Raw genomic sequence first — 18,352 nt, forward strand, 5'->3', positions numbered from 1 at the left:
GTGACAACCCCTGTTGAGAAGGATGGCGAATCCATGCCACCGGGGTTCACCCGTGTCGCCGTTGCCGCATCGAGATCCATCCGCAACCGCTCCGACTGCTCTTTCCGGCGCCCCCGTTCGTCACATTCACAAGTGCCGTGCGAAGAGGGGGAGATGGACATGGAACGACGAGAGACGGGCGGGACCCGGTCCCGCGGGGCCCGGCTCCCGGCCGCGATCGCGGGGTTGCTCGCCGCCGGGATCGTCCTCACCGGCTGCGGCGCCTCCGGCGGCGGGGGCACCGCCGACCGGAGCACGAAGGAGAGCCGCCCCACCGCGCCGGCCCTCCCCGACGGCGGGCGCGGCGGGACGGCGCACCCCGAGGAGGGCGGGCGGCGGCCCCCGTCGCCCGCGCCCGACCACCTGTCCACCTTCGCCCTGGACGTGGACACCGCCTCGTACGGATACGCCCGGCGCGCCCTCGCCGAGGGACGGCTGCCCGATCCGGCGACCGTGCGCCCCGAGGAGTTCGTCAACAGCTTCCGCCCGGACTACGAGCGCCCCGCCGACGACGGCTTCGGCGTCACCCTCGACGGCGCCCGCACCGGACGGGACGGCTGGTCCCTGGTCAGGGTCGGGCTCGCCACCCGGGGCGCGGACCGGGGCGGCGAACGCCCGCCCGCCGCGCTCACCTTCGTCGTCGACGTCTCCGGCTCCATGGACGAGCCGGGGCGGCTCGACCTCGTCAAGGAGTCCCTCGGACTGCTCGTCGGCGAACTCCGCGACGACGACTCGATCGCGCTCGTCACCTTCAGCTCCGAGGCCGAGACCCGGCTGCCCATGACCCGCGTCGGGGAGGCCCGGAACCGGATCCGCGACGTGGTGGACTCCCTGGCCACCGGCGCCTCCACCAACGTCGAAGCGGGTGTCCGCACCGGCTACGACGTCGCCGTCCAGGGACACCGCAAGGGCGCCACCAACCGGGTCGTCCTGCTCTCCGACGCCCTCGCCAACACCGGCTCCACCGAGGCGGAGACGATCCTCGCCCGCATCGGGGAGGAGCGCCGGGAGTACGGGATCACCCTCTTCGGCGTCGGCGTCGGCAGCGAGTTCGGCGACGCGTTCATGGAGAGGCTCGCCGACAGGGGCGACGGCCAGACGACGTACGTCTCCAGCGCGGCGCAGGCCCGCAAGGTCTTCGTCGACCAACTCCCCGCCCACGTCGAGCTGCGCGCCCGCGACGCCAAGGCGCAGGTCGCCTTCGACCGGCGGACCGTCGAGAAGTTCCGGCTGATCGGGTACGAGAACCGGGAGGTCGCCGACGAGGACTTCCGGAACGACCGGGTCGACGGCGGCGAGATCGGGGCCGGCCACACGGTCACCGCGCTGTACGCGGTCAGGACCAGGCCCGGGGCGACCGGGACCGTCGCCACCGCCACCGTCCGCTGGCTCGACCCCGCCACCCGGGCCCCGCGCGAGCGCTCCGGCACCGTCGCGACCGGCGCGCTGACCGCCGACGTCTGGGGCGGCGGCCACGACAGCCTCCAACTGACCGCGATCGCCGCCTACTTCGCGGACGTCCTGCGGGGCGGCTCGCTGCCGGGGACGCCCGCGCTCGGGACGCTCGCGCGGCACGCCGACGCGATCGCCGAGCGCTCCGGCTCGGCGGTGGTGCGGGAACTCGCCGAGTCGGTACGGCGGGCGGAGACCCTGCGCGGCCCGGTGGCCGACCCGTCGGAGCCGGGCGGGACGGGGGAGGGGGAGCTGCGCTCGGGCGACCCGTACAGCTAGCGGCGCCCGCACCGGCTTCGTACGACCGGCGCCCGTACCGGCCCCGTACGACCGGTGCCCGCGCCCGCCCCGTACGACCGACCCGCCCCGTACGACCGACGTGCACACCTGACGCGTACGCCCCCCGTGAGCGGCGGGCAGCGGGACAGAATGGCCGCATGGCCACCCTGCTGCTCGCCCTCGCCGTCGTCTGCACCGGCCTCCACGCCGGTTTCATGCTGATCTTCCTGACCGGCGTCATGCCCGCGCTCGCCCGCCTGACGGACGCGGAGTTCGTCACGGCGATGCGCCGGATCAACGAGTGCGTGCCGAGGGCCGTGTTCCTCGCCGTCTTCCTCGGCGTGGCCGCCCTCCCCGCCGCCGCGCTCCTCGTCCCCGCCGACGGGCGCACGGACGCGCAGAAGTGGCTCCTCCTCGCGGGGCTCGTGTGCGCGGTCCTCAACCACCTGGTCACCCTCGGCGGCAACATCCCCCTCAACAACGCCCTGGCGAGCGCCCCCGCGGACGACCCCGCGCCGGTCCGGGCCGCCTTCGAGGCGCGCTGGAACGCCTTCCACCGCGCCCGCACGGTCCTGATCACGGTCTCCTTCGGCCTGCTCACCGCCGCCGCCGTGCTCCGCTGACACCCCGCCGACGTCCCGACGGCGCTCCGGCGACCCGTCCCGCGACCCCGCGGGAAACCGTACCGGGCCGTCTGTTTGTGGCGCGAAGTCGCGGGTCGGGACCCCTCCGCACCCTCCGGTGGACCCCCGAAAGCGTACCCCCGAGTCCGGAAACAGTCTTTCGCCACGGGTGCGATCTCGGCCAGTGACGAAAATCCGACGCCCTAATAGCACGACAAAGGGGGTGAATCACCCCGATATCCCGGGAGATGATTCCGTACCCTCCGGTTTCTTATTGACATGCCTACGGGGGTCTTTTCTAATCATCGAGAGTCATCCCGCGCGCAGACACCGCACAGGCACTGAGGGGGCAAGGTGGACGTCCGGATCCTGGGGGGACTGTCGGTACGTGAGAACGGGGTGTCGATCACCCCGACGGCGGCAGCCCCCCGGCAGGTGCTCGCCCTGCTCACGGCCAGTGCCGACCAGGTCGTCCCCGTGACGGTCCTGACCGAGGAGCTGTGGCCGTCCGGCGCGCCCCGCGGCGCCCGCGCGGAGCTCCAGGCCCACATAGCCGGGCTGCGCGCCCTCGTCGCGGACGCCCTGCGCGCCGCCGGCCCCGCCGACCCGCGGGCCCACTGGTCCGACCGGCGCACCGCCGACGCGGTCCTCGTCGCCCAGCCCGGCGGCTACCGGCTCGACACCGGCGGCGGCGCCCACGACGTCTGGCAGTTCGAGCGCGCGGCCGGCGCCGGCTACCGCGCCATGGAGGCCGGCGACCTCTCCCGTGCCGCGCTCCGCCTCGGCGAGGCCCTCGCCCTGTGGCGCGGCGACCCCTACGCGGGCGTCGCCGCGGGACCCCGCCTCCGCCGGGAGATCGAGCGCCTCGAAGCCTCCCGGCTCAGCGTCCTCGACCAGTGGCTCGAAGCACAGCTCGGCCTCGGCCGGCACGCCGAACTCGTCCCGGAGCTCACCGGACTCGTCGCCCGCTACCGCACCAACGAGCCCCTCCACGCCCACCTCATGGCCGCCCTGCTGCGCTGCGGCCGGCACGACGAGGCCCTCACCGCGTACGAGCGGCTGCGCCTCGCCCTCGCGGCGGAGAGCGGCAGGGAGCCCTCGGCCCGGCTGCGCCGCCTCCAGCGCTCGGTCCTGGCCGTGCGCCACACCGCGGGCCGCCCCGGCCTCGGCCTCCGCATCCCCACGCAGTACGCCCCGCCCCGTCCCCGCCTCGTCCCGGCCGGCTCCTTCGGCTGACGGACAACCTGGCCCGCCCGGCGGAACACGGTCACGACCGGCTTCGTCCGGCGGATCACGGCCGAGCGCCGTGACGGGCCGCCACCCGGCCCCGTCCGGCTCCCCGGTGGGAATGAAGTGCGGCAACTCACCGTTGACCGGCTTCCGAAGCCGAATTAGTTTCGGCGGACAGGACGGGTTTCCTCCGAGGTGCCCGATTTCGCTCGACATACGGGAGCTCGGACCATGACCACGCACGGCGCGGACGGAGCCGGTGGTGCCGACCCGCTGCTCGCGGTCCTCGAACTCCTCGCCCGGCAGGCCCCGCCCGCCCGCTTCGACGCCCTCCTCGACGAGGCCCGCAGCGGCGGCCTCGACCGCGCGGACCTCGACCGCCTGGAGCGAGCCGCCGTCCTCGCCGGGCAGATCAACGCCGAACGCGCCCAGGACGCGCGCCGCGAGGCCGGACTCGACGCCCTCACCGACACCGCCCGCGACCTGACCCTCTCCTACGACCTCGACGGCCTGCTGCACGTCATCACCCGCCGCGCCCGCCGGCTCCTCGGCCTCGACCTGGCGTACGTCACCCTGCGCGGCCCGCACGGCGCCTGCTACGTCCACACCACCGAGGGCACCCGCCCCGGCCGGTCCGGGGGACCGCGCCTGGCCCCCGGCCTCCGGATCGCCGAGGGGTACGGACTCGGCGGCGCCGTCCAGCTCCACGGCGTGCCCGTCTGGACCCCGGACTACCTCGCCGACGAGCGGTTCGCCCCCTCGGGATCCCTCGACGCGGGCGTCCACGCACCCGCCTTCGACGAGGACGCCGAAGCCGCCCTGCGCGCCGAGGGGCTCCACGCGATCGTGGCCGCGCCGCTGCGCAGCGGCGAGACCGTCATCGGCACCCTGTTCGGGGCGGACCGGCGCGTCCGCCACCACACCTCCGAGGAGATCGGGCTCCTCGCCGGGCTCGCGGACCTGGCCGCCCTCGCCGTCGAGAAGGCCGGCCTCCTCGACCGGACCCGGGCCGAGGTCTCCGAACTGGAGCGGGACAGCGCCCGGGTGCGCACCCGGCTCACCCGGATGCGGCACGTCAGCGAGGCCCACGGCCGCATCATGAACCTCGTCCTCGCGGGCGGCGACCTGCGCAACGTGGCCAAGGCCGCCGCCGACGCCCTCGACGCGAGCGTCCTGATCCGCGACCCCGGCGGCCGGTCGCTCGCCGCCGTCGGCGACGTCCCCGGCCTCGACCAGGAGGCCGTCGAAGAGGCCGTCGAGAAGGCCTCGCTCGACGCCCACGCCCGCCGCCGCCCGGTCCTCGCCGCCGACGACGTCTGGGTCGCGCCCGTCATCGCGGGCTCCGAGGACCTCGGCGGCCTCGTCGTCCACGCCGACGGCGGACTCACCGGCGAGGACGAACGGCTCCTCGAACTCGCCGCCCAGTCCGTCGCCTTCCTCCTCCTGATGCGGCGCTCCACCGCCGTCGCCGAAGGCCCCGTCCGCGACGAACTCCTCGACGACCTCATCGCGGACCCGCCGCACGCGCCGCAGCAGATCGCCCAGCGGGCCGGCCGCCTCGGCGTCGACCTGCGCCGGCCGCACGTCCTCGTGCTCGCCCGGCCCGAGGGCGGCGAGCAGGGCCGTGCGGTCGTGTGGGCGTCCTCGTACGCGTACCGCCTCTCCGGTCTGAAGACCGTGCAGGGCGGCTGCATCGTGCTGCTGCTGCCGGGGGACGACGCCTCGGCCGCCGCCAGGGCCGTCGCCGCCGAACTCTCCCCGCTGCTCGGCCACCCCGTCTCCGTCGCCTCCGCCGGACCCGGCTGGAGCCCGGACGCCGTCGGGCGGATGCACCGGGAGGCCTGGCGCTGCCTCGACGCGATGAGCGCCCTCGGCGGCACCGGCTCCGCGGCCTCCGTGCGGGACCTGGGCTTCCTGGGGCTGCTGCTCTCCGACGACAACGACGTGGACGGCTTCGTGGAGTCGGCGATCGGGCCCGTGCTCGCCTACGACGCCGAACGGTTCACCGACCTCACGCACACCCTGGAGGCGTACTTCGCCTCGGGCGGCAGCCCGACGAACGCGGCCGAGGCGCTGCACGTCCACCCCAACACGGTCTCCCGCCGCCTGGAGCGGATCGGCGAACTCCTCGGCCCCGAGTGGCAGAAGCCCGGCCAGGTCCTGGAGGTCCAGCTCGCGCTCCGGCTCCAGCGCACCCGGGAGGCCCTGGCCCGCGGCCGCGTCGCACCCGAACCGCCCCGCCCGCCGGAGCGCGGCGCCTGACGGGACGGCGCCCGGTCCGGGGCGTGACACCGGGTCCGGGGCGTGGCGCCCGGTCCGGGGCGTGGCGCGGCGCCCGATCCGGACCGGCCGACCGGCCCGAGGGCCTCAGCTCGCCGAGCGCCGCGGACCGTAGCCCGAGCCGTACCCCTGCGCCGCGCCCGGACCGTACCCCCGTGCCGAGCCGTGGCCCGACTCCCACTGGGAGGCCAGGACCGTCGCCGCGTGGGCCGCCGAGGCCAGCGTGATGTGCCGGTGCCAGCCGCGGAACGAGCGGCCCACGAAGTCCCGCAGGCCCGCGCCCTCCCCGACCTCCACGAAGTCCCGCTCCACCCGGCGGGCGAGCTTGGTCAGGCGCAGCAGGGTGCCCACCGGCGAACCGGTCAGGTCGCTGATCCACACCCGGGCCGGGGCCCGCCGCGGGTCGTCCCACTCGCCGAGCAGCACCAGCGGACGCATCCGCTCCCCGCCCGGCGTCGGCAGCGCCACCCGGACGGCCGTGGCGAGCGAGGTCCGCGAGGTCCGCACGCCCCCCACCGTGTCCACCCAGCTCACCGGCCTGCGCAGTCCCTTGAGGGACTCCAGTATCTGCACCGCGGACAGCGGGCCCGCCCCGAAGCCGGGCAGCGAGCGGTCCGCGATCGCGAGCCGGGAGCCCGGCCCGATCCGGGCCACGACCGGCACCCCGGCCCCGGCGAGCCGGGTGAGGGCCGCGCGGCCCGCGCCGCCCCGGATGTCGATGAGCACCGGCTTGCGGGTGACGTCGGACCAGCGGGCGGTGTCGAGCGCCGCCGTGACCGCGCACTCCTCCAGGGTCTCCTCGCCGGCCTCCTCGGGAACCTCCGCGCGGTCGCGCCGCGTGCGGTCGTTCACCCAGGGGTCCGGCAGGAACAGGCGCCAGTTGACCGGGACGCTCAGCTCCTCGCCCGCGAACCACACGCCGAAGGCCTGCTGCCCGTGGAAGACCTGCCCGCGCTCCGGGTCGAAGCGCCGGTCCACGCCCACGGAGTGCTCCCCGGCCTTGGGGATCGGCATGGGCCGCACCACCCAGGCCTGCGGGCAGCCGTTCCGCTCCAGGTACCGGCCGAGCGCCGCGCGCATCGGCTGCCAGTCCCAGGTGGAGCTGGAGACGAAGTGGTGCAGGCTCTGCTCGGCCGCCGGACCGCCGATCTGCGCGGCGATGTTGCGGATGGACTTGCGGCCCTGCGCGGTGAGCAGACCGTGCAGGTACTGCTCGGCCTTCAGGCGCTGGTCGCGGCGGGCGAAGCCGGAGAAGAGCGCGGCACACAGCTCGGCGTAGACGTCCTCGCGCGCACCGGCGGCGCCGACGGTCCTGACGGTGGCCAGGGGGACGGCCGGGGCGACGGCCCCCGCGGTGGCCCTGCGCCTGGTTGCGACGGATGTACTCACGAGACTCCTGCCCGAAGGTTGCGCAGCTCCTTCCCGCTGCGCCACCACCGTCTCCCGGCACCGCCCCCGGGGACGAGGTGTACCCGGCACCCGAATCGGCCGCCGGATGGTGGCCGGACCACCTCCCCCGCCTTCCGCGCAGGTCACGGCCCCCTCCGCCGCCCCGCGACGGACCCCCGCGCGGCCCTCCGGAACGCCCCGCGGGGATCTGACGGACTCACCGGACGGGCTTTGACCCGTCGCCCCGCGTGGCCGGACCATCGCGGAGCGGGGCGTCACGGGCCGGGCCGGTCAAGGCCCCGGGCCGGGAACCGGGCCCGTGCGCCTCGCCTTCCGCCGGAAGCCCGCGGCTCAGGCGGTGATCCAGTCGCCGGTCGGGATCACCGGCTGGACGCCCTGGCGGTGCACGGTGCCCTCGATCAGGCCGTACATCCGGTCGGCCGCGAAGTACACCTCGTTGTCGTTCTTCAGGCCGAACGGTTCCAGGTCCACCAGGAAGTGGTGCTTGTTCGGCAGGTTGAGCCGCACCTCGTTGACCGTGGAGACGTGGTCCAGGACCCGGTCCGCCATCGCGTGCAGGGTCTGCTGGAGCGAGTAGCTGTACGTCTCCGCGAAGGCCTCCAGCAGGTGCCGGCGCGCCTTCTCGTACGAGCGGTCCCAGTCGTGCTCCGGGTCGGCCGCCGCCGTGGCCGCATGGGCCCAGCGGGCGGTGACCTTGGTGGCCAGGATCCGGTCGTACGCCTCCTGGAGCGTCGTGTACCCGTCCTTGATGAAGCCGTGGAACTCGGAGTTGGTCGAGTTCATCACCGTCAGCTCCCTCAGGCCCGACAGGACCTGGAGGCCGGTGGTCTCCGACTGCGTGACCTGCGCGGTGCGGACCTCCTGGCCCTTGCGGACGAAGGAGTGCTGCTCCTTGCGCGTCGGGACCGGGATCCGCTCCCAGGCGAACTCCTCGACCCGGACCTGCGCCTCGTGGATCACCGGCTGCGAGGTCACGAAGTGCCGGGCGAGGTGGATCGCGAAGGCCTCGGGGGAGGCGACGCCGTGCTCCTTGGCGAAGGCGTACACCGTGTTCTTGGTGGTGTCGGTCGGCAGGCAGTTGCCGTTGTCGCCGGTCAGGTGCACGTCGCGGTACTCGCCGCGCAGCGCCACCGACACGTTCAGGTCGCGGATCTCGTGCCAGGCCCCGTCGTCGCCCTTGCGGGTCACGGTGACGATCCGGTTCTCGGCCTTGCCGTACTGGTTCTGTGCCAGGACGTGCTTGCTCATGTGCTGCTCAGCTCCCGCGGGTACGTGGATACGGATATCCCGTACGCCCGGCGTCCAGCGCCCCCGTCGTCCCGAGGGTCCGCTCCCCGCCGTCCGGTCCGTGAACGGCGGACCGCCCCGGGACTGACGAGCATCCCGGTCCGTAGGTGTGGCCTCGAAGATAGGTGCACTTCCGGTACCTGGCAATGGGTGCGGCGGGCACGGGGCCGGTGCGCCGGGAGGCGTAAGGGGCACGTCAAGGGACGTACGGGAAGCGTCAAGAAGGGCGCGCACGGCGTCAGAGGGGCGTCAACGGGAGCGGCGGACGGCCCCGGGCGGGGGTTTCCTCGTCTCGTCCGAAAACCTCCGTCCCGCGCCCCACGGCCGGGACCCTCTCCATCCGGGAGTCCACGATGGCCGACGCGGCCCTCGTCGCCACCACGATCGCGCTCTTCGCGCTGGTGGCCCTCGTCGCCAGGGGGGTGGCCAAGCAGTGAGCACCGAGAACATCGTCGGTCTCCTGGTGGCCGCCGGCCTCCTGGGCTACCTCGTCCTCGCCCTCGTCAAGCCCGACCGGTTCTGAGGCGAGGGAAATGAGCCCCGTCCTCGCGGCGTCCCTCCAGTTCCTGGCCCTGGCCGTCGCCCTCGGCCTGTCCCACCGGCCGCTGGGCGACCACATGGCCCGCGTCTACTCCTCGGAGCGGCACCTCGCCCCCGAGCGGTGGATCTACCGGGCGATCGGCGCCGACCCCGACACGGGGATGCGGTGGCCCGCCTACCTGCGCTGCGTCCTCGCCCTCTCCGCCGTCGGCGTCCTCCTCCTCTACCTGCTCCAGCGGGTCCAGGGCGTGCTTCCGGGCTCGCTCGGCTTCGCGTCGATCGACCCGGACCAGGCGTTCGACACGGCGGCCTCGTTCGTCGCCAACACCAACTGGCAGTCGTACTACGGCGAACAGGCCATGGGCCACGTCGTGCAGACCGGCGGCCTCGCCGTGCAGAACTTCGTGTCGGCGGCGGTCGGCATGGCGGTCGCCGTCGCCCTGGTCCGGGGCTTCAGCGGGTCCCGCACCGGTGAACTCGGCAACTTCTGGGCCGATCTGGTCCGGGGCACGCTCCGGATCCTGCTGCCGCTCTCCGTCGTCGCCGCCCTGGTCCTGGTCGCGTGCGGCGCGATCCAGAACTTCTCCGGCATCCACGAGGTGGGGCAGTTCTCCGGCGGCACCCAGCAGTGGAACGGCGGCGCGGTCGCCTCCCAGGAGGCCGTCAAGGTCCTCGGCACCAACGGCGGCGGCTACTTCAACGCCAACTCCGCCCACCCCTTCGAGAACCCGAACGCCCTCTCCAACCTCTTCCAGATCTACCTGATCCTGCTCATCCCCACCGCCCTGACCCGCGCCTTCGGCCGGATGACCGGCTCCCCGAAGCAGGGGTACGCGATCCTCGGCACCATGGCCGCGATCTGGGCCGGCTTCACCGCCCTGATGATGTGGACCGAGTTCCACCACGGCGGCCCGGCGTTCGACCTCGCGGGCGGGGCCACCGAGGGCAAGGAGACCCGCTTCGGGATCGGCGGTTCGGCGCTCTTCGCGGTGGCGACCACGCTGACCTCGACCGGCGCCGTGAACTCCTTCCACTCCTCGTACACCGGCTTCGGCGGCGGGATCACCCTCCTCGGGATGCAGTTGGGCGAGATCGCGCCCGGCGGCGTCGGCTCCGGCCTGTACGGCATGCTGGTCATGGCCGTGATCGCGGTGTTCGTCGCCGGTCTGATGGTCGGCCGCACCCCCGAGTACCTGGGGAAGCGGATCGGCATCCGCGAGATCACGCACGCCGCCTGCTACCTCCTGGTCACCCCGGCGCTCGTGCTGGGCCTCACCGCCGTCGCGATGGCCCTGCCCACGCCACCGGAGTCGATGGCCAACTCCGGCGCGCACGGCTTCTCCGAGGTCCTCTACGCGTACACCTCGGCGGCCAACAACAACGGCTCCGCGTTCGCCGGACTGAACGCCGACACCCCCTGGTTCAACACCACGCTCGGCATCGCGATGCTCCTCGGCCGCTTCCTGCCGATGGTGTTCGTCCTGGCCCTGGCCGGCTCGCTCGCAGGACAGGCCCCCGTGCCCCGCACCGCGGGCACCCTGCGCACCGAGAAGCCGCTGTTCAGCGGCCTCCTCCTCGGCACGATCGCGATCGTCGCCGGACTCACCTACTTCCCGGCGCTCGCGCTGGGACCGCTCGCCGAAGGGCTCGCAGCATGAGCACCACCGCACCCGCCCGGCCCCCACGGGCCGGCGCCCCCGAGGAACGGCGCCCGGACACCCGGTCCGGCCGCGTCGGCGGGGGCCTGTTCGACCCGGGGCAACTGGCCGCCGCCCTCCCGGACGCGTTCCGGAAGCTCGACCCCCGGGCCATGGTCACGTCCCCCGTCATGTTCGTGGTGTGGGTCGGCTCCGTGGTCACCACCGGGCTCGCGCTCGCGCACCCCGGCGACTGGTTCGGCTGGGCGATCAGCGCCTGGCTGTGGCTCACCACGGTCTTCGCCAACCTGGCGGAGGCGGTCGCCGAGGGCCGGGGCAAGGCGCAGGCGGACACCCTGCGCAGGGCCAGGACGGGGACGGTCGCCCGCCGGGTCACCGGGGCCGGTGGGACCGGTGGGTCCGCCGGGGCCGGGGAGGAACTGGTCCCCGGCACCGAACTGCGCGTCGGCGACCTGGTGGTCTGCGAGACCGGCGACGTCATACCCGGCGACGGCGACGTCGTCGAGGGGGTCGCCTCCGTGGACGAGTCCGCGATCACGGGCGAGTCCGCCCCGGTCGTCCGCGAGTCCGGCGGCGACCGGTGCGCGGTGACCGGCGGCACGAAGGTGCTCTCCGACCGGATCGTCGTCAGGATCACCACGAAGCCCGGCGACACCTTCATCGACCGGATGATCGGCCTGGTCGAGGGGGCCGACCGCAGGAAGACCCCCAACGAGGTCGCCCTCAACATCCTGCTCGCCTCGCTGACGATCGTCTTCCTGCTCGCCGTCGTCACCCTCAAGCCCTTCGCGGTCTACGCGGGCGCCGACGCGCAGACCTCCCTCGTCGTCCTGACGGCCCTGCTCGTCTGCCTGATCCCGACGACGATCGGCGCGCTGCTCTCCGCGATCGGCATCGCGGGCATGGACCGGCTCGTCCAGCGGAACGTCCTCGCGATGTCGGGGCGCGCGGTCGAGGCCGCGGGCGACGTCAGCACCCTGCTGCTCGACAAGACGGGCACGATCACCCTCGGCAACCGGCGGGCCTGCGCGTTCGTGCCGGTGAAGGGCGTCACGGAGGCCGAACTCGCCGGGGCCGCCCGGCTCTCCTCGCTCGCCGACGAGACGCCCGAGGGCCGCTCGATCGTGGACCTCGCGGAGGGGACGCGGGAGGGGAACGCCGTACCCCTCCCCGGCACCCCGCCCCTCCCGGACGCCCCGGCGGACGCCGAGTGGGTCGCCTTCACCGCCCGGAGCCGCATGTCCGGCGTGGACGCCGGCGGCCGCAGGATCCGCAAGGGCGCGAGCGGCGCGGTCGCCTCCTGGGTGGAGGAGCGCGGCGGCCGGGTCCCCGAGGACGCGCGGGAGCTCGCGGACGGGATCGCCCGGGCCGGCGGCACACCGCTCCTCGTGGCCGTGGAGGACGACGGGGGCGCCCGCGTCCTGGGCGTCGTCCACCTGAAGGACGTCGTCAAGGAGGGCATGCGGGAACGGTTCGCCGAACTGCGCCGCATGGGCATCCGTACGGTCATGATCACCGGCGACAACCCGCTGACCGCGAAGGCCGTCGCGGAGGAGGCCGGGGTCGACGACTTCCTCGCCGAGGCCACCCCCGAGGACAAGCTCGCCCTCATCCGGCGGGAGCAGGCGGGCGGGAAGCTGGTCGCGATGACCGGCGACGGGACGAACGACGCCCCGGCCCTGGCCCAGGCGGACGTCGGCGTCGCCATGAACACGGGCACGTCGGCCGCGAAGGAGGCCGGCAACATGGTCGACCTCGACTCCGACCCCACCAAGCTCATCGAGATCGTCGCGATCGGCAAGCAGCTCCTCATCACCCGGGGAGCGCTGACGACCTTCTCGATCGCCAACGACGTGGCGAAGTACTTCGCGATCATCCCCGCCATGTTCACGGTCGCCCATCCGGGCCTGGACAAGCTCAACGTCATGGGCCTGGCCTCGCCCGAGTCCGCGATCCTCTCCGCCGTGATCTTCAACGCGCTGATCATCGTCGCCCTCGTCCCGCTCGCCCTGCGGGGCGTGCGCTACCGGCCGGCCGGCGCCGACGCGATGCTCCGGCGCAACCTCGCGGTCTACGGACTCGGCGGCCTGATCGCCCCGTTCGCCGGCATCAAGCTCATCGACCTGCTCCTCTCCCTCCTCCCCGGAATCGGCTGACCGACCATGAACAACTCCGCCAGAAGGACCGGACGCCTGCTCGGGGCGGGCCTGCGCGCCCTCCTCGTCCTCACCGTCGTGTGCGGCGTCCTCTACCCCCTCGCCGTCACCGCCGTCGCCCAACTGGCCTTCCCGGAACGGGCGAACGGCTCCGAGGTACGGGACGGCAGCGGCCGGGTCGTCGGCTCCTCGCTCGTCGGGCAGCGCTACGACCTGCCGGCGAAGGACGGCGAGGAGGCCCCGGCCCCCGACCTCCGCTGGTTCCAGCCGCGCCCCTCGAACGGCCTGGGCACCAACTCCGTCAACACCCGGTACTCCCTGCTCCTCTCCGGCGCCACCAACCGCTCCGGCGACGACGCCGAGCTGATCCGGTGGGTGAAGGAGGCCAGGGCGGCCGTCGTACGGGACAACTCGACGGCCTCGTACGAGGTGAAGCCCTCGGACGTGCCGCCCGACGCCGTCACCTCCTCCGGCTCCGGCCTGGACCCGCACGTCTCCCCGGAGTACGCGAGGCTCCAGGTCCACCGGGTCGCCGAGCGCAACGGCCTGCCCGTCGCGGCCGTCGCGAGGCTCGTCGCCGACCGCACGGAGGGCCGCGCCCTCGGCTTCGTGGGGGAGCCCCGGGTCAACGTCCTCGCGCTCAACACGGCGCTGCGGGAGCTGGTGGCGAAGAACTGACCGCCGGTCCGGTCAACCGGCCGGCAGCACCCGCGTCTCCACCGCCGGGAAGCCCTTGGCCCACCAGTGGTCGTAGCGTCGGTAGACCAGCGGGTCCCGGGCCGTCAGGAAGCCGCCGAGCGCCGAGGCCTCGGCGGCCAGGCCCTCCCAGGCCCCGGCGGGCAGCGGGTGGAAGGCCGAGACCTCGATCCCGTCCCCGACCGGCCGCCAGACCCCGGCGACGTACCCGTCCACGAGGAGCGCCGGCAGCGTGTCGCCGTTCACCCGGATCACGTGCCCGCGGTACGCGGGCGGGATGATCCGGGAGCGGTCCGCGTACGCGAGGAGGACGCTGTCCCACATGGCGAGCAGGCGCGGCGGGGCCGGGGTCTCCGCGTCGGGGAGCGGCGCGCCCGGGACGTCGTACAGGACCGTGCCGTCGGCCCCCTCCAGCCGTACCAGTCCCTCTTCCAGGGTCCGCACCGCCTCGCGCACCAGGCGCCGGGGCGCCGTCGTGAACTGCGCCATGTCCGCCACGGACGCGGGCCCGAACCCCTCCAGGTAGCGCCGGAGCAGGACGGCCAGACCGGCTGCGGACGCCTCCGGGTCGGCGAGCACGGGCCGTTCGGCGGCCGAGACGAAGGACTGCGCGGTCCCGAAGGCCCACGGCGGGCCCGTCGGCGCGTGCCACAGCGGCGCGTACTGGCGCACCATCCGCCAGACCACGGGCGCCACCGGCCCGCGTCGGCCCCGCTCGACCAGCTCCCGCAGCTCGGCCCCGGTCCGCGCCTCCGCGGCGTGGGCGAGCAGGCCGGGCAGGAGCGCGTCGGCGTCGGCGGCCGTGAACCCGGCCGCCGTGAAGCGGGGGTCGTGGAGCCGCCCGCCGCGCAGCGTCGGCTCCATGGCCTCCCGGAAGGCCCGGTAGTCGTCGGCGTGCACCTGGTGGAGGGTGAGCCGCATCAGCGTCGACCGGACCACCCGGAACCCGTTCAGGGCCTCGTCGAACCGCTCCGGCGCGAAGTCCGCGATCCGGTTCCACAGGGCCACGTACGGGGAGCCCGGCCGCTGCGCCTGGAGGGCCACCACCCGCCGCACGGCGTCCTCGACGCCGATCGGCTCGCGGGCGAGGAGCAACTGCCGGGCGAGGGTGGAGCGGTTGAGGACGCGCGGGGTGATCACCATGGCGCGATTCTCCCTGTCGGGGCGGGAAGCCGAATGTGCCTGCGCATGCGGGGGCGGAGCCGCGGGTCTCCGGTCGCCACCGGTTCACCCGGGGAACGCCCCGGCGCCACGCTCTCCTCACCCGGCCTCGTGAGGATCGGCCGCATGAACCTCCTCGCCTCGCGGGCCCCGCGCCCCGCCGCAGCCGCCTCCGCCGTCGCCCTCGCCTCCGCCGTCGCGCTCCTCGCCCCCGGCACGCCGGCGTACGCCGCGGCCAACGCCGTCCCGACGTACGAGGTGAAGATCAACCTCACGGCGGCGGCCCTCGACGCCTCCCACGCGCCGAGCGCGGCGGTGAAGTCGGCGTTCGGCATCACCGGTTCCGCCAAGGCCCGTTCGTACGCCTACTACGACACCGACGGCCTCGCCCTCGACGCCGAGGGGTGGAGCGTCCGGCTGCGCCACAAGGACGGGTCCTCGTTCGAGGAGACGTACAAGAAGCGCTTCCCCGTCACGAACGGCGACCTGAAGGCCGCGCTCGACGCGGCGAACGCGGCCGGCTTCGACAGCGGCGACACCAACTACAAGGCCGAGGTCGACTGGGGCTACGCGAAGCAGACGCTGAGCTTCAGCAACGAGAAGAGCCGCAGCGCCAAGGGATACGCGGGCACCTCGCTCCCGGCGAGCACCACCGGCCGCGACTGGCTGGCCGCCGACGTCCCCGGCAAGCTGGACAAGTGGGGCGGCACCGGCTGGGGCAAGGGCCTCCTCCAGCGGTCCCGCGCCCACGGACCGGTCACCGCCACGGTGTACGAGGGGGAGTGGGGCGCCTCCGACGACGCGAGCGTCGAGGTGCTGCCGGTGGTCGGCGCGGGCGGGACCGGCACGGAGTACGTCGTCGAACTGTCCTTCAAGACCGACTCCGCCGCCGACGCGGCCGAACTGCACGAGGACGCGGTGGCCCTCGCCGAGTCGAAGGGGTGGCTGTACCACGGCGACGTCCTGAAGACGCAGCTCATCCTGGACCGTTACTAGGGCCGGTCCGACGGGTCAGGGCGGTCCGGCGGGTCGGGGCGGTCCCCGGTGATCCCCGGCGTTCACCCAGGGATCGCCCCGGCGTCGGGCACGCGTCGCTCCGCGTTGTGGCCGGAAACAGACCATGAGGCCGCCCGCACCGGAACGCTCCACGCGTCCGTGTCCGCGTCCGCATCCGTGTCCCACGCATTCACCCTTCCGCGTGTTCCAAGGGAGTTCACCCAGATGATTCCGCGCCTCCTGCGCCGCCGGCCCGCCGCCGTGGTCCTGCCGCTGTCCGCCGCGCTCGCCCTCACGGTGGTCGGGGGGACGGCGGACGGGGCGCCGGCGCACCGCGGCCACGACGGCTCCGCCGGCCGCGTCGTCGCCACCTCGACCCTGCCCGACGTCCCGCTGGCCGCGTTCGGCAACGGCATGATCCCCGGCAGCGTCGCGGACGACCGGGGCGTCGACCTGGGCGGCATCGGCAGCGACCTGTTCCCGGCGGAGCGGCGCGGCGAGTACTGGACCGTCACCGACCGCGGCCCCAACGGCCAGATCGAGATCGGCAAGGACAAGCGCCGCACCTTCCCCGTGCCCGGCTTCGACCCGGCCATCGTGAAGATCCGCGCGGTCGGCGGCCGGATCCAGGTCCTGAAGGCCATCCCGCTCACCACCTCGCACGGCGCCCCCGTGACCGGCCTGCCCAACCAGCCGGGCCGCGACGAGGCCCCGTACACGTACGACGCCTCCACCCCGCTCCCGTACGACCCGAACGGCCTGGACACCGAGGGCATCGTGCGGGACCGGGACGGCGGCTTCTGGCTGGTCGACGAGTACGGCCCCTCCCTCGTCCACGTCTCCGCGAAGGGCCGGGTGCTCGCCCGCCACGTGCCGAAGGGCCTGAAGCTGACCGGCGCCGACTACCCGGTGGTCGAGTCGCTGCCCGCGATCTTCCTCCAGCGCAAGATCAACCGCGGCTTCGAGGGCCTCGCGCTCCTGCCCGACGGCGACCTCGTCCTCGGCCTCCAGAGCCCGCTGCTCAACCCCGACGAGGCCGCGGGCAAGGACTCCCGCACCACCCGGCTGCTGCGCTTCTCCCCGCGCGGGAACCGGGTCACCGCCGAGTACGCCTACCGCTTCGACCCGGTCGGCACCGTCGAGCCCGGCCAGACCAAGACCTCCGAGCTGAAGCTGTCCGCGCTCGTCGCGCTCGGCGGCGACCGCCTCCTGGTCCAGGAGCGCACCGACAAGGGCGCCCGCCTCCACGAGGTCCGCCTCCGCCGCTCCGACGACATCCTGGGCTCCGCCTGGGACACCGGCGCGCGGCCGAGCCTGGAGCAGCTCGACGACCCGGCGGCGGCGGGCGTGCCGGTCCTGCGGAAGAGGCTGGTCGTCGACCTCAACGCGGTGAAGGGCGTCCCCGGCAAGATCGAGGGCGTGGCCGTCGAGGGCTCCTCGACCGTCGTCCTCCTCAACGACAACGACTTCGGCATGACGGACGGCCCCGGCGCCTTCGACGCGCGGGGCCGCCTGGTCGACAGCGGGGTGGAGACCACCCTCGTCAAGGTGCGGCTCGACCGCCCGGTCCGCTGAGGTCTCCCTGCCGGGGGCTCACCGCAGGGTGAGGGGGGTCTCCGCCGTGAAGCGGGTCAGCTTCTCGGGGTTGCGGACGTAGTACAGGCCGGTGATGCGGCCGTCCACGACCCGGAGCGCCATGACGCCGTCGAACTCACCGTCCAGGTACACGGCGAGCGCCGGGTCCCCGTTGACCGCCGTGGACGCGCAGGTGATCGCGGCCCCGGTCTTCGCGGAGCCGCCGAGGTAGAAGCGGGCCACCTTCCCGGCCCCGACGACCGGCCGCACCGCGGCCCGCTTCACGCCGCCGCCGTCGCTCACCAGGACGACGTCGGGGGCGAGCACGTCGAGGAGGCCCTGGAGGTCCCTGGCCTCGACGGCGTTCCGGAACGACTCCAGGGCCGCCCTGGCCTCGGACGGGGAGACCACCCGGCGGGGGCGGCGGGCGTCGACGTGCCGGCGGGCGCGGTGGGCGATCTGGCGGACGGCGGCGGGGGTCTTGTCGACGGCGGCCGCGATCTCGTCGTACCCGACGCCGAAGGCCTCGCGCAGCACGAAGACGGCGCGCTCGGTCGGCGAGAGCGTTTCGAGGACGAGCATCATCGCCATCGACACGCTCTCGGCGAGCTCGACGTCCTCGGCCACGTCCGGCGCGGTCAGCAGCGGCTCGGGCAGCCACGGGCCGACGTACGCCTCCCGGCGGCGGCTCGCCGCGCGCAGCCGGTTGAGCGCCTGCCGGGTCGTGATCCGGACCAGATAGGCGCGCCGGTCGCGCACCTGCTCCAGATCGACCTCGATCCAGCGCAGCCAGGTCTCCTGGAGGACGTCCTCGGCGTCGGCGGCGGAACCGAGCATCTCGTACGCCACGGTGAAGAGCAGATTGCGATGGGCGAGGAAGGCGTCGGTGGCGGGGTCGGTACGGCGCGGGCCGGCTCCGGGCCGGTTCACGTGGGGCTCTCTCGCGTCGAGTCGCGTCACATCGGGCTTC

At 74.2% G+C, this 18,352-nt stretch carries 14 protein-coding genes; 10 read left to right on the forward strand and 4 right to left on the reverse strand.

The annotated features are described in order from the left end of the window. Positions 1–159 precede the first annotated feature (159 nt). The 4 genes from ACFYNX_RS06435 to ACFYNX_RS06450 all read left to right on the forward strand — a co-directional run bounded on the left by ACFYNX_RS06435 (position 160) and on the right by ACFYNX_RS06450 (position 5,885). Entirely contained in the window at positions 160–1,770 is a 1,611-nt protein-coding gene (locus ACFYNX_RS06435) for a von Willebrand factor type A domain-containing protein (protein WP_388658320.1), read from the forward strand. Between the two features lie 158 nt (positions 1,771–1,928). Then, positions 1,929–2,393, forward strand: coding sequence for a DUF1772 domain-containing protein (locus tag ACFYNX_RS06440; protein WP_388658322.1), 465 nt, complete (start codon positions 1,929–1,931; stop codon positions 2,391–2,393). A 354-nt stretch (positions 2,394–2,747) separates the two neighbouring features. Further along, positions 2,748–3,629: an AfsR/SARP family transcriptional regulator gene (locus ACFYNX_RS06445; protein ID WP_365538449.1), complete on the forward strand. Its 882-nt coding sequence runs from the start codon at positions 2,748–2,750 to the stop codon at positions 3,627–3,629. 225 nt (positions 3,630–3,854) lie between these two features. After that, on the forward strand, positions 3,855–5,885 hold the full coding sequence (locus tag ACFYNX_RS06450; protein ID WP_388658325.1) for a helix-turn-helix domain-containing protein: 2,031 nt from the start codon (positions 3,855–3,857) through the stop codon (positions 5,883–5,885). A gap of 105 nt (positions 5,886–5,990) precedes the next feature. Here the strand turns inward: ACFYNX_RS06450 and ACFYNX_RS06455 are convergent, their stop codons facing one another. After that, positions 5,991–7,292, reverse strand: coding sequence for an IS701 family transposase (locus ACFYNX_RS06455; RefSeq protein ID WP_388658328.1), 1,302 nt, complete (start codon positions 7,290–7,292; stop codon positions 5,991–5,993). A 351-nt stretch (positions 7,293–7,643) separates the two neighbouring features. Beyond that, positions 7,644–8,561: a factor-independent urate hydroxylase gene (gene pucL / locus ACFYNX_RS06460; RefSeq protein WP_388658331.1), complete on the reverse strand. Its 918-nt coding sequence runs from the start codon at positions 8,559–8,561 to the stop codon at positions 7,644–7,646. A 472-nt stretch (positions 8,562–9,033) separates the two neighbouring features. Between pucL and kdpF the strand changes: the two genes are divergently transcribed. The 4 genes from kdpF to ACFYNX_RS06480 are packed head-to-tail and all read left to right on the forward strand — an operon-like array spanning position 9,034 to position 13,632. Then, positions 9,034–9,123 carry a K(+)-transporting ATPase subunit F gene (gene kdpF / locus ACFYNX_RS06465; RefSeq protein ID WP_125664953.1) on the forward strand — a complete coding sequence of 30 codons (90 nt, stop codon included), beginning with the start codon at positions 9,034–9,036 and terminating at the stop codon, positions 9,121–9,123. 10 nt (positions 9,124–9,133) lie between these two features. Then, positions 9,134–10,798: a potassium-transporting ATPase subunit KdpA gene (kdpA, locus tag ACFYNX_RS06470; RefSeq protein ID WP_388658334.1), complete on the forward strand. Its 1,665-nt coding sequence runs from the start codon at positions 9,134–9,136 to the stop codon at positions 10,796–10,798. Further along, on the forward strand, positions 10,795–12,954 hold the full coding sequence (gene kdpB / locus ACFYNX_RS06475; protein ID WP_388658337.1) for a potassium-transporting ATPase subunit KdpB: 2,160 nt from the start codon (positions 10,795–10,797) through the stop codon (positions 12,952–12,954). Before kdpA ends, kdpB begins: the two co-directional genes overlap by 4 nt. A 6-nt stretch (positions 12,955–12,960) precedes the next feature. Next, the gene (locus tag ACFYNX_RS06480; RefSeq protein WP_365538436.1) at positions 12,961–13,632 is read left to right on the forward strand and encodes a potassium-transporting ATPase subunit C; all 672 of its coding nucleotides are present in this window, start codon (positions 12,961–12,963) and stop codon (positions 13,630–13,632) included. A 12-nt stretch (positions 13,633–13,644) separates the two neighbouring features. On the opposite strand, the gene ACFYNX_RS06485 is transcribed toward ACFYNX_RS06480, so the two are convergent. Continuing rightward, entirely contained in the window at positions 13,645–14,793 is a 1,149-nt protein-coding gene (locus tag ACFYNX_RS06485; RefSeq protein WP_388658339.1) for a winged helix DNA-binding domain-containing protein, read from the reverse strand. A 144-nt stretch (positions 14,794–14,937) separates the two neighbouring features. Between ACFYNX_RS06485 and ACFYNX_RS06490 the strand changes: the two genes are divergently transcribed. Continuing rightward, the gene (locus ACFYNX_RS06490; RefSeq protein ID WP_388658341.1) at positions 14,938–15,807 is read left to right on the forward strand and encodes a hypothetical protein; all 870 of its coding nucleotides are present in this window, start codon (positions 14,938–14,940) and stop codon (positions 15,805–15,807) included. A gap of 225 nt (positions 15,808–16,032) precedes the next feature. Next, a complete protein-coding gene (locus ACFYNX_RS06495) occupies positions 16,033–17,382 on the forward strand; it encodes an esterase-like activity of phytase family protein (protein WP_388658344.1) in 1,350 nt (449 codons plus the stop codon). Positions 17,383–17,400: 18 nt separating this feature from the next. On the opposite strand, the gene ACFYNX_RS06500 is transcribed toward ACFYNX_RS06495, so the two are convergent. Then, on the reverse strand, positions 17,401–18,312 hold the full coding sequence (locus tag ACFYNX_RS06500) for an RNA polymerase sigma-70 factor (RefSeq protein ID WP_388659735.1): 912 nt from the start codon (positions 18,310–18,312) through the stop codon (positions 17,401–17,403). Between the last annotated feature and the right edge of the window lie 40 nt (positions 18,313–18,352).

It is taken from the genome of Streptomyces sp. NPDC007872, assembly GCF_042868165.1.
Lineage (GTDB): Bacteria > Actinomycetota > Actinomycetes > Streptomycetales > Streptomycetaceae > Streptomyces.

Excerpts from the sequence above, each read along its gene's own strand:
- ACFYNX_RS06435 (WP_388658320.1), top strand. The coding sequence starts at position 160 with ATGGAACGACGAGAGACGGGCGGGACCCGGTCCCGCGGGGCCCGGCTC.
- ACFYNX_RS06440 (WP_388658322.1), top strand. The coding sequence starts at position 1,929 with ATGGCCACCCTGCTGCTCGCCCTCGCCGTCGTCTGCACCGGCCTCCAC.
- ACFYNX_RS06450 (WP_388658325.1), top strand. The coding sequence starts at position 3,855 with ATGACCACGCACGGCGCGGACGGAGCCGGTGGTGCCGACCCGCTGCTC.
- pucL (WP_388658331.1), bottom strand. The coding sequence starts at position 8,561 with ATGAGCAAGCACGTCCTGGCACAGAACCAGTACGGCAAGGCCGAGAAC.
- kdpA (WP_388658334.1), top strand. The coding sequence starts at position 9,134 with ATGAGCCCCGTCCTCGCGGCGTCCCTCCAGTTCCTGGCCCTGGCCGTC.
- kdpB (WP_388658337.1), top strand. The coding sequence starts at position 10,795 with ATGAGCACCACCGCACCCGCCCGGCCCCCACGGGCCGGCGCCCCCGAG.
- ACFYNX_RS06480 (WP_365538436.1), top strand. The coding sequence starts at position 12,961 with ATGAACAACTCCGCCAGAAGGACCGGACGCCTGCTCGGGGCGGGCCTG.
- ACFYNX_RS06485 (WP_388658339.1), bottom strand. The coding sequence starts at position 14,793 with ATGGTGATCACCCCGCGCGTCCTCAACCGCTCCACCCTCGCCCGGCAG.
- ACFYNX_RS06490 (WP_388658341.1), top strand. The coding sequence starts at position 14,938 with ATGAACCTCCTCGCCTCGCGGGCCCCGCGCCCCGCCGCAGCCGCCTCC.
- ACFYNX_RS06495 (WP_388658344.1), top strand. The coding sequence starts at position 16,033 with ATGATTCCGCGCCTCCTGCGCCGCCGGCCCGCCGCCGTGGTCCTGCCG.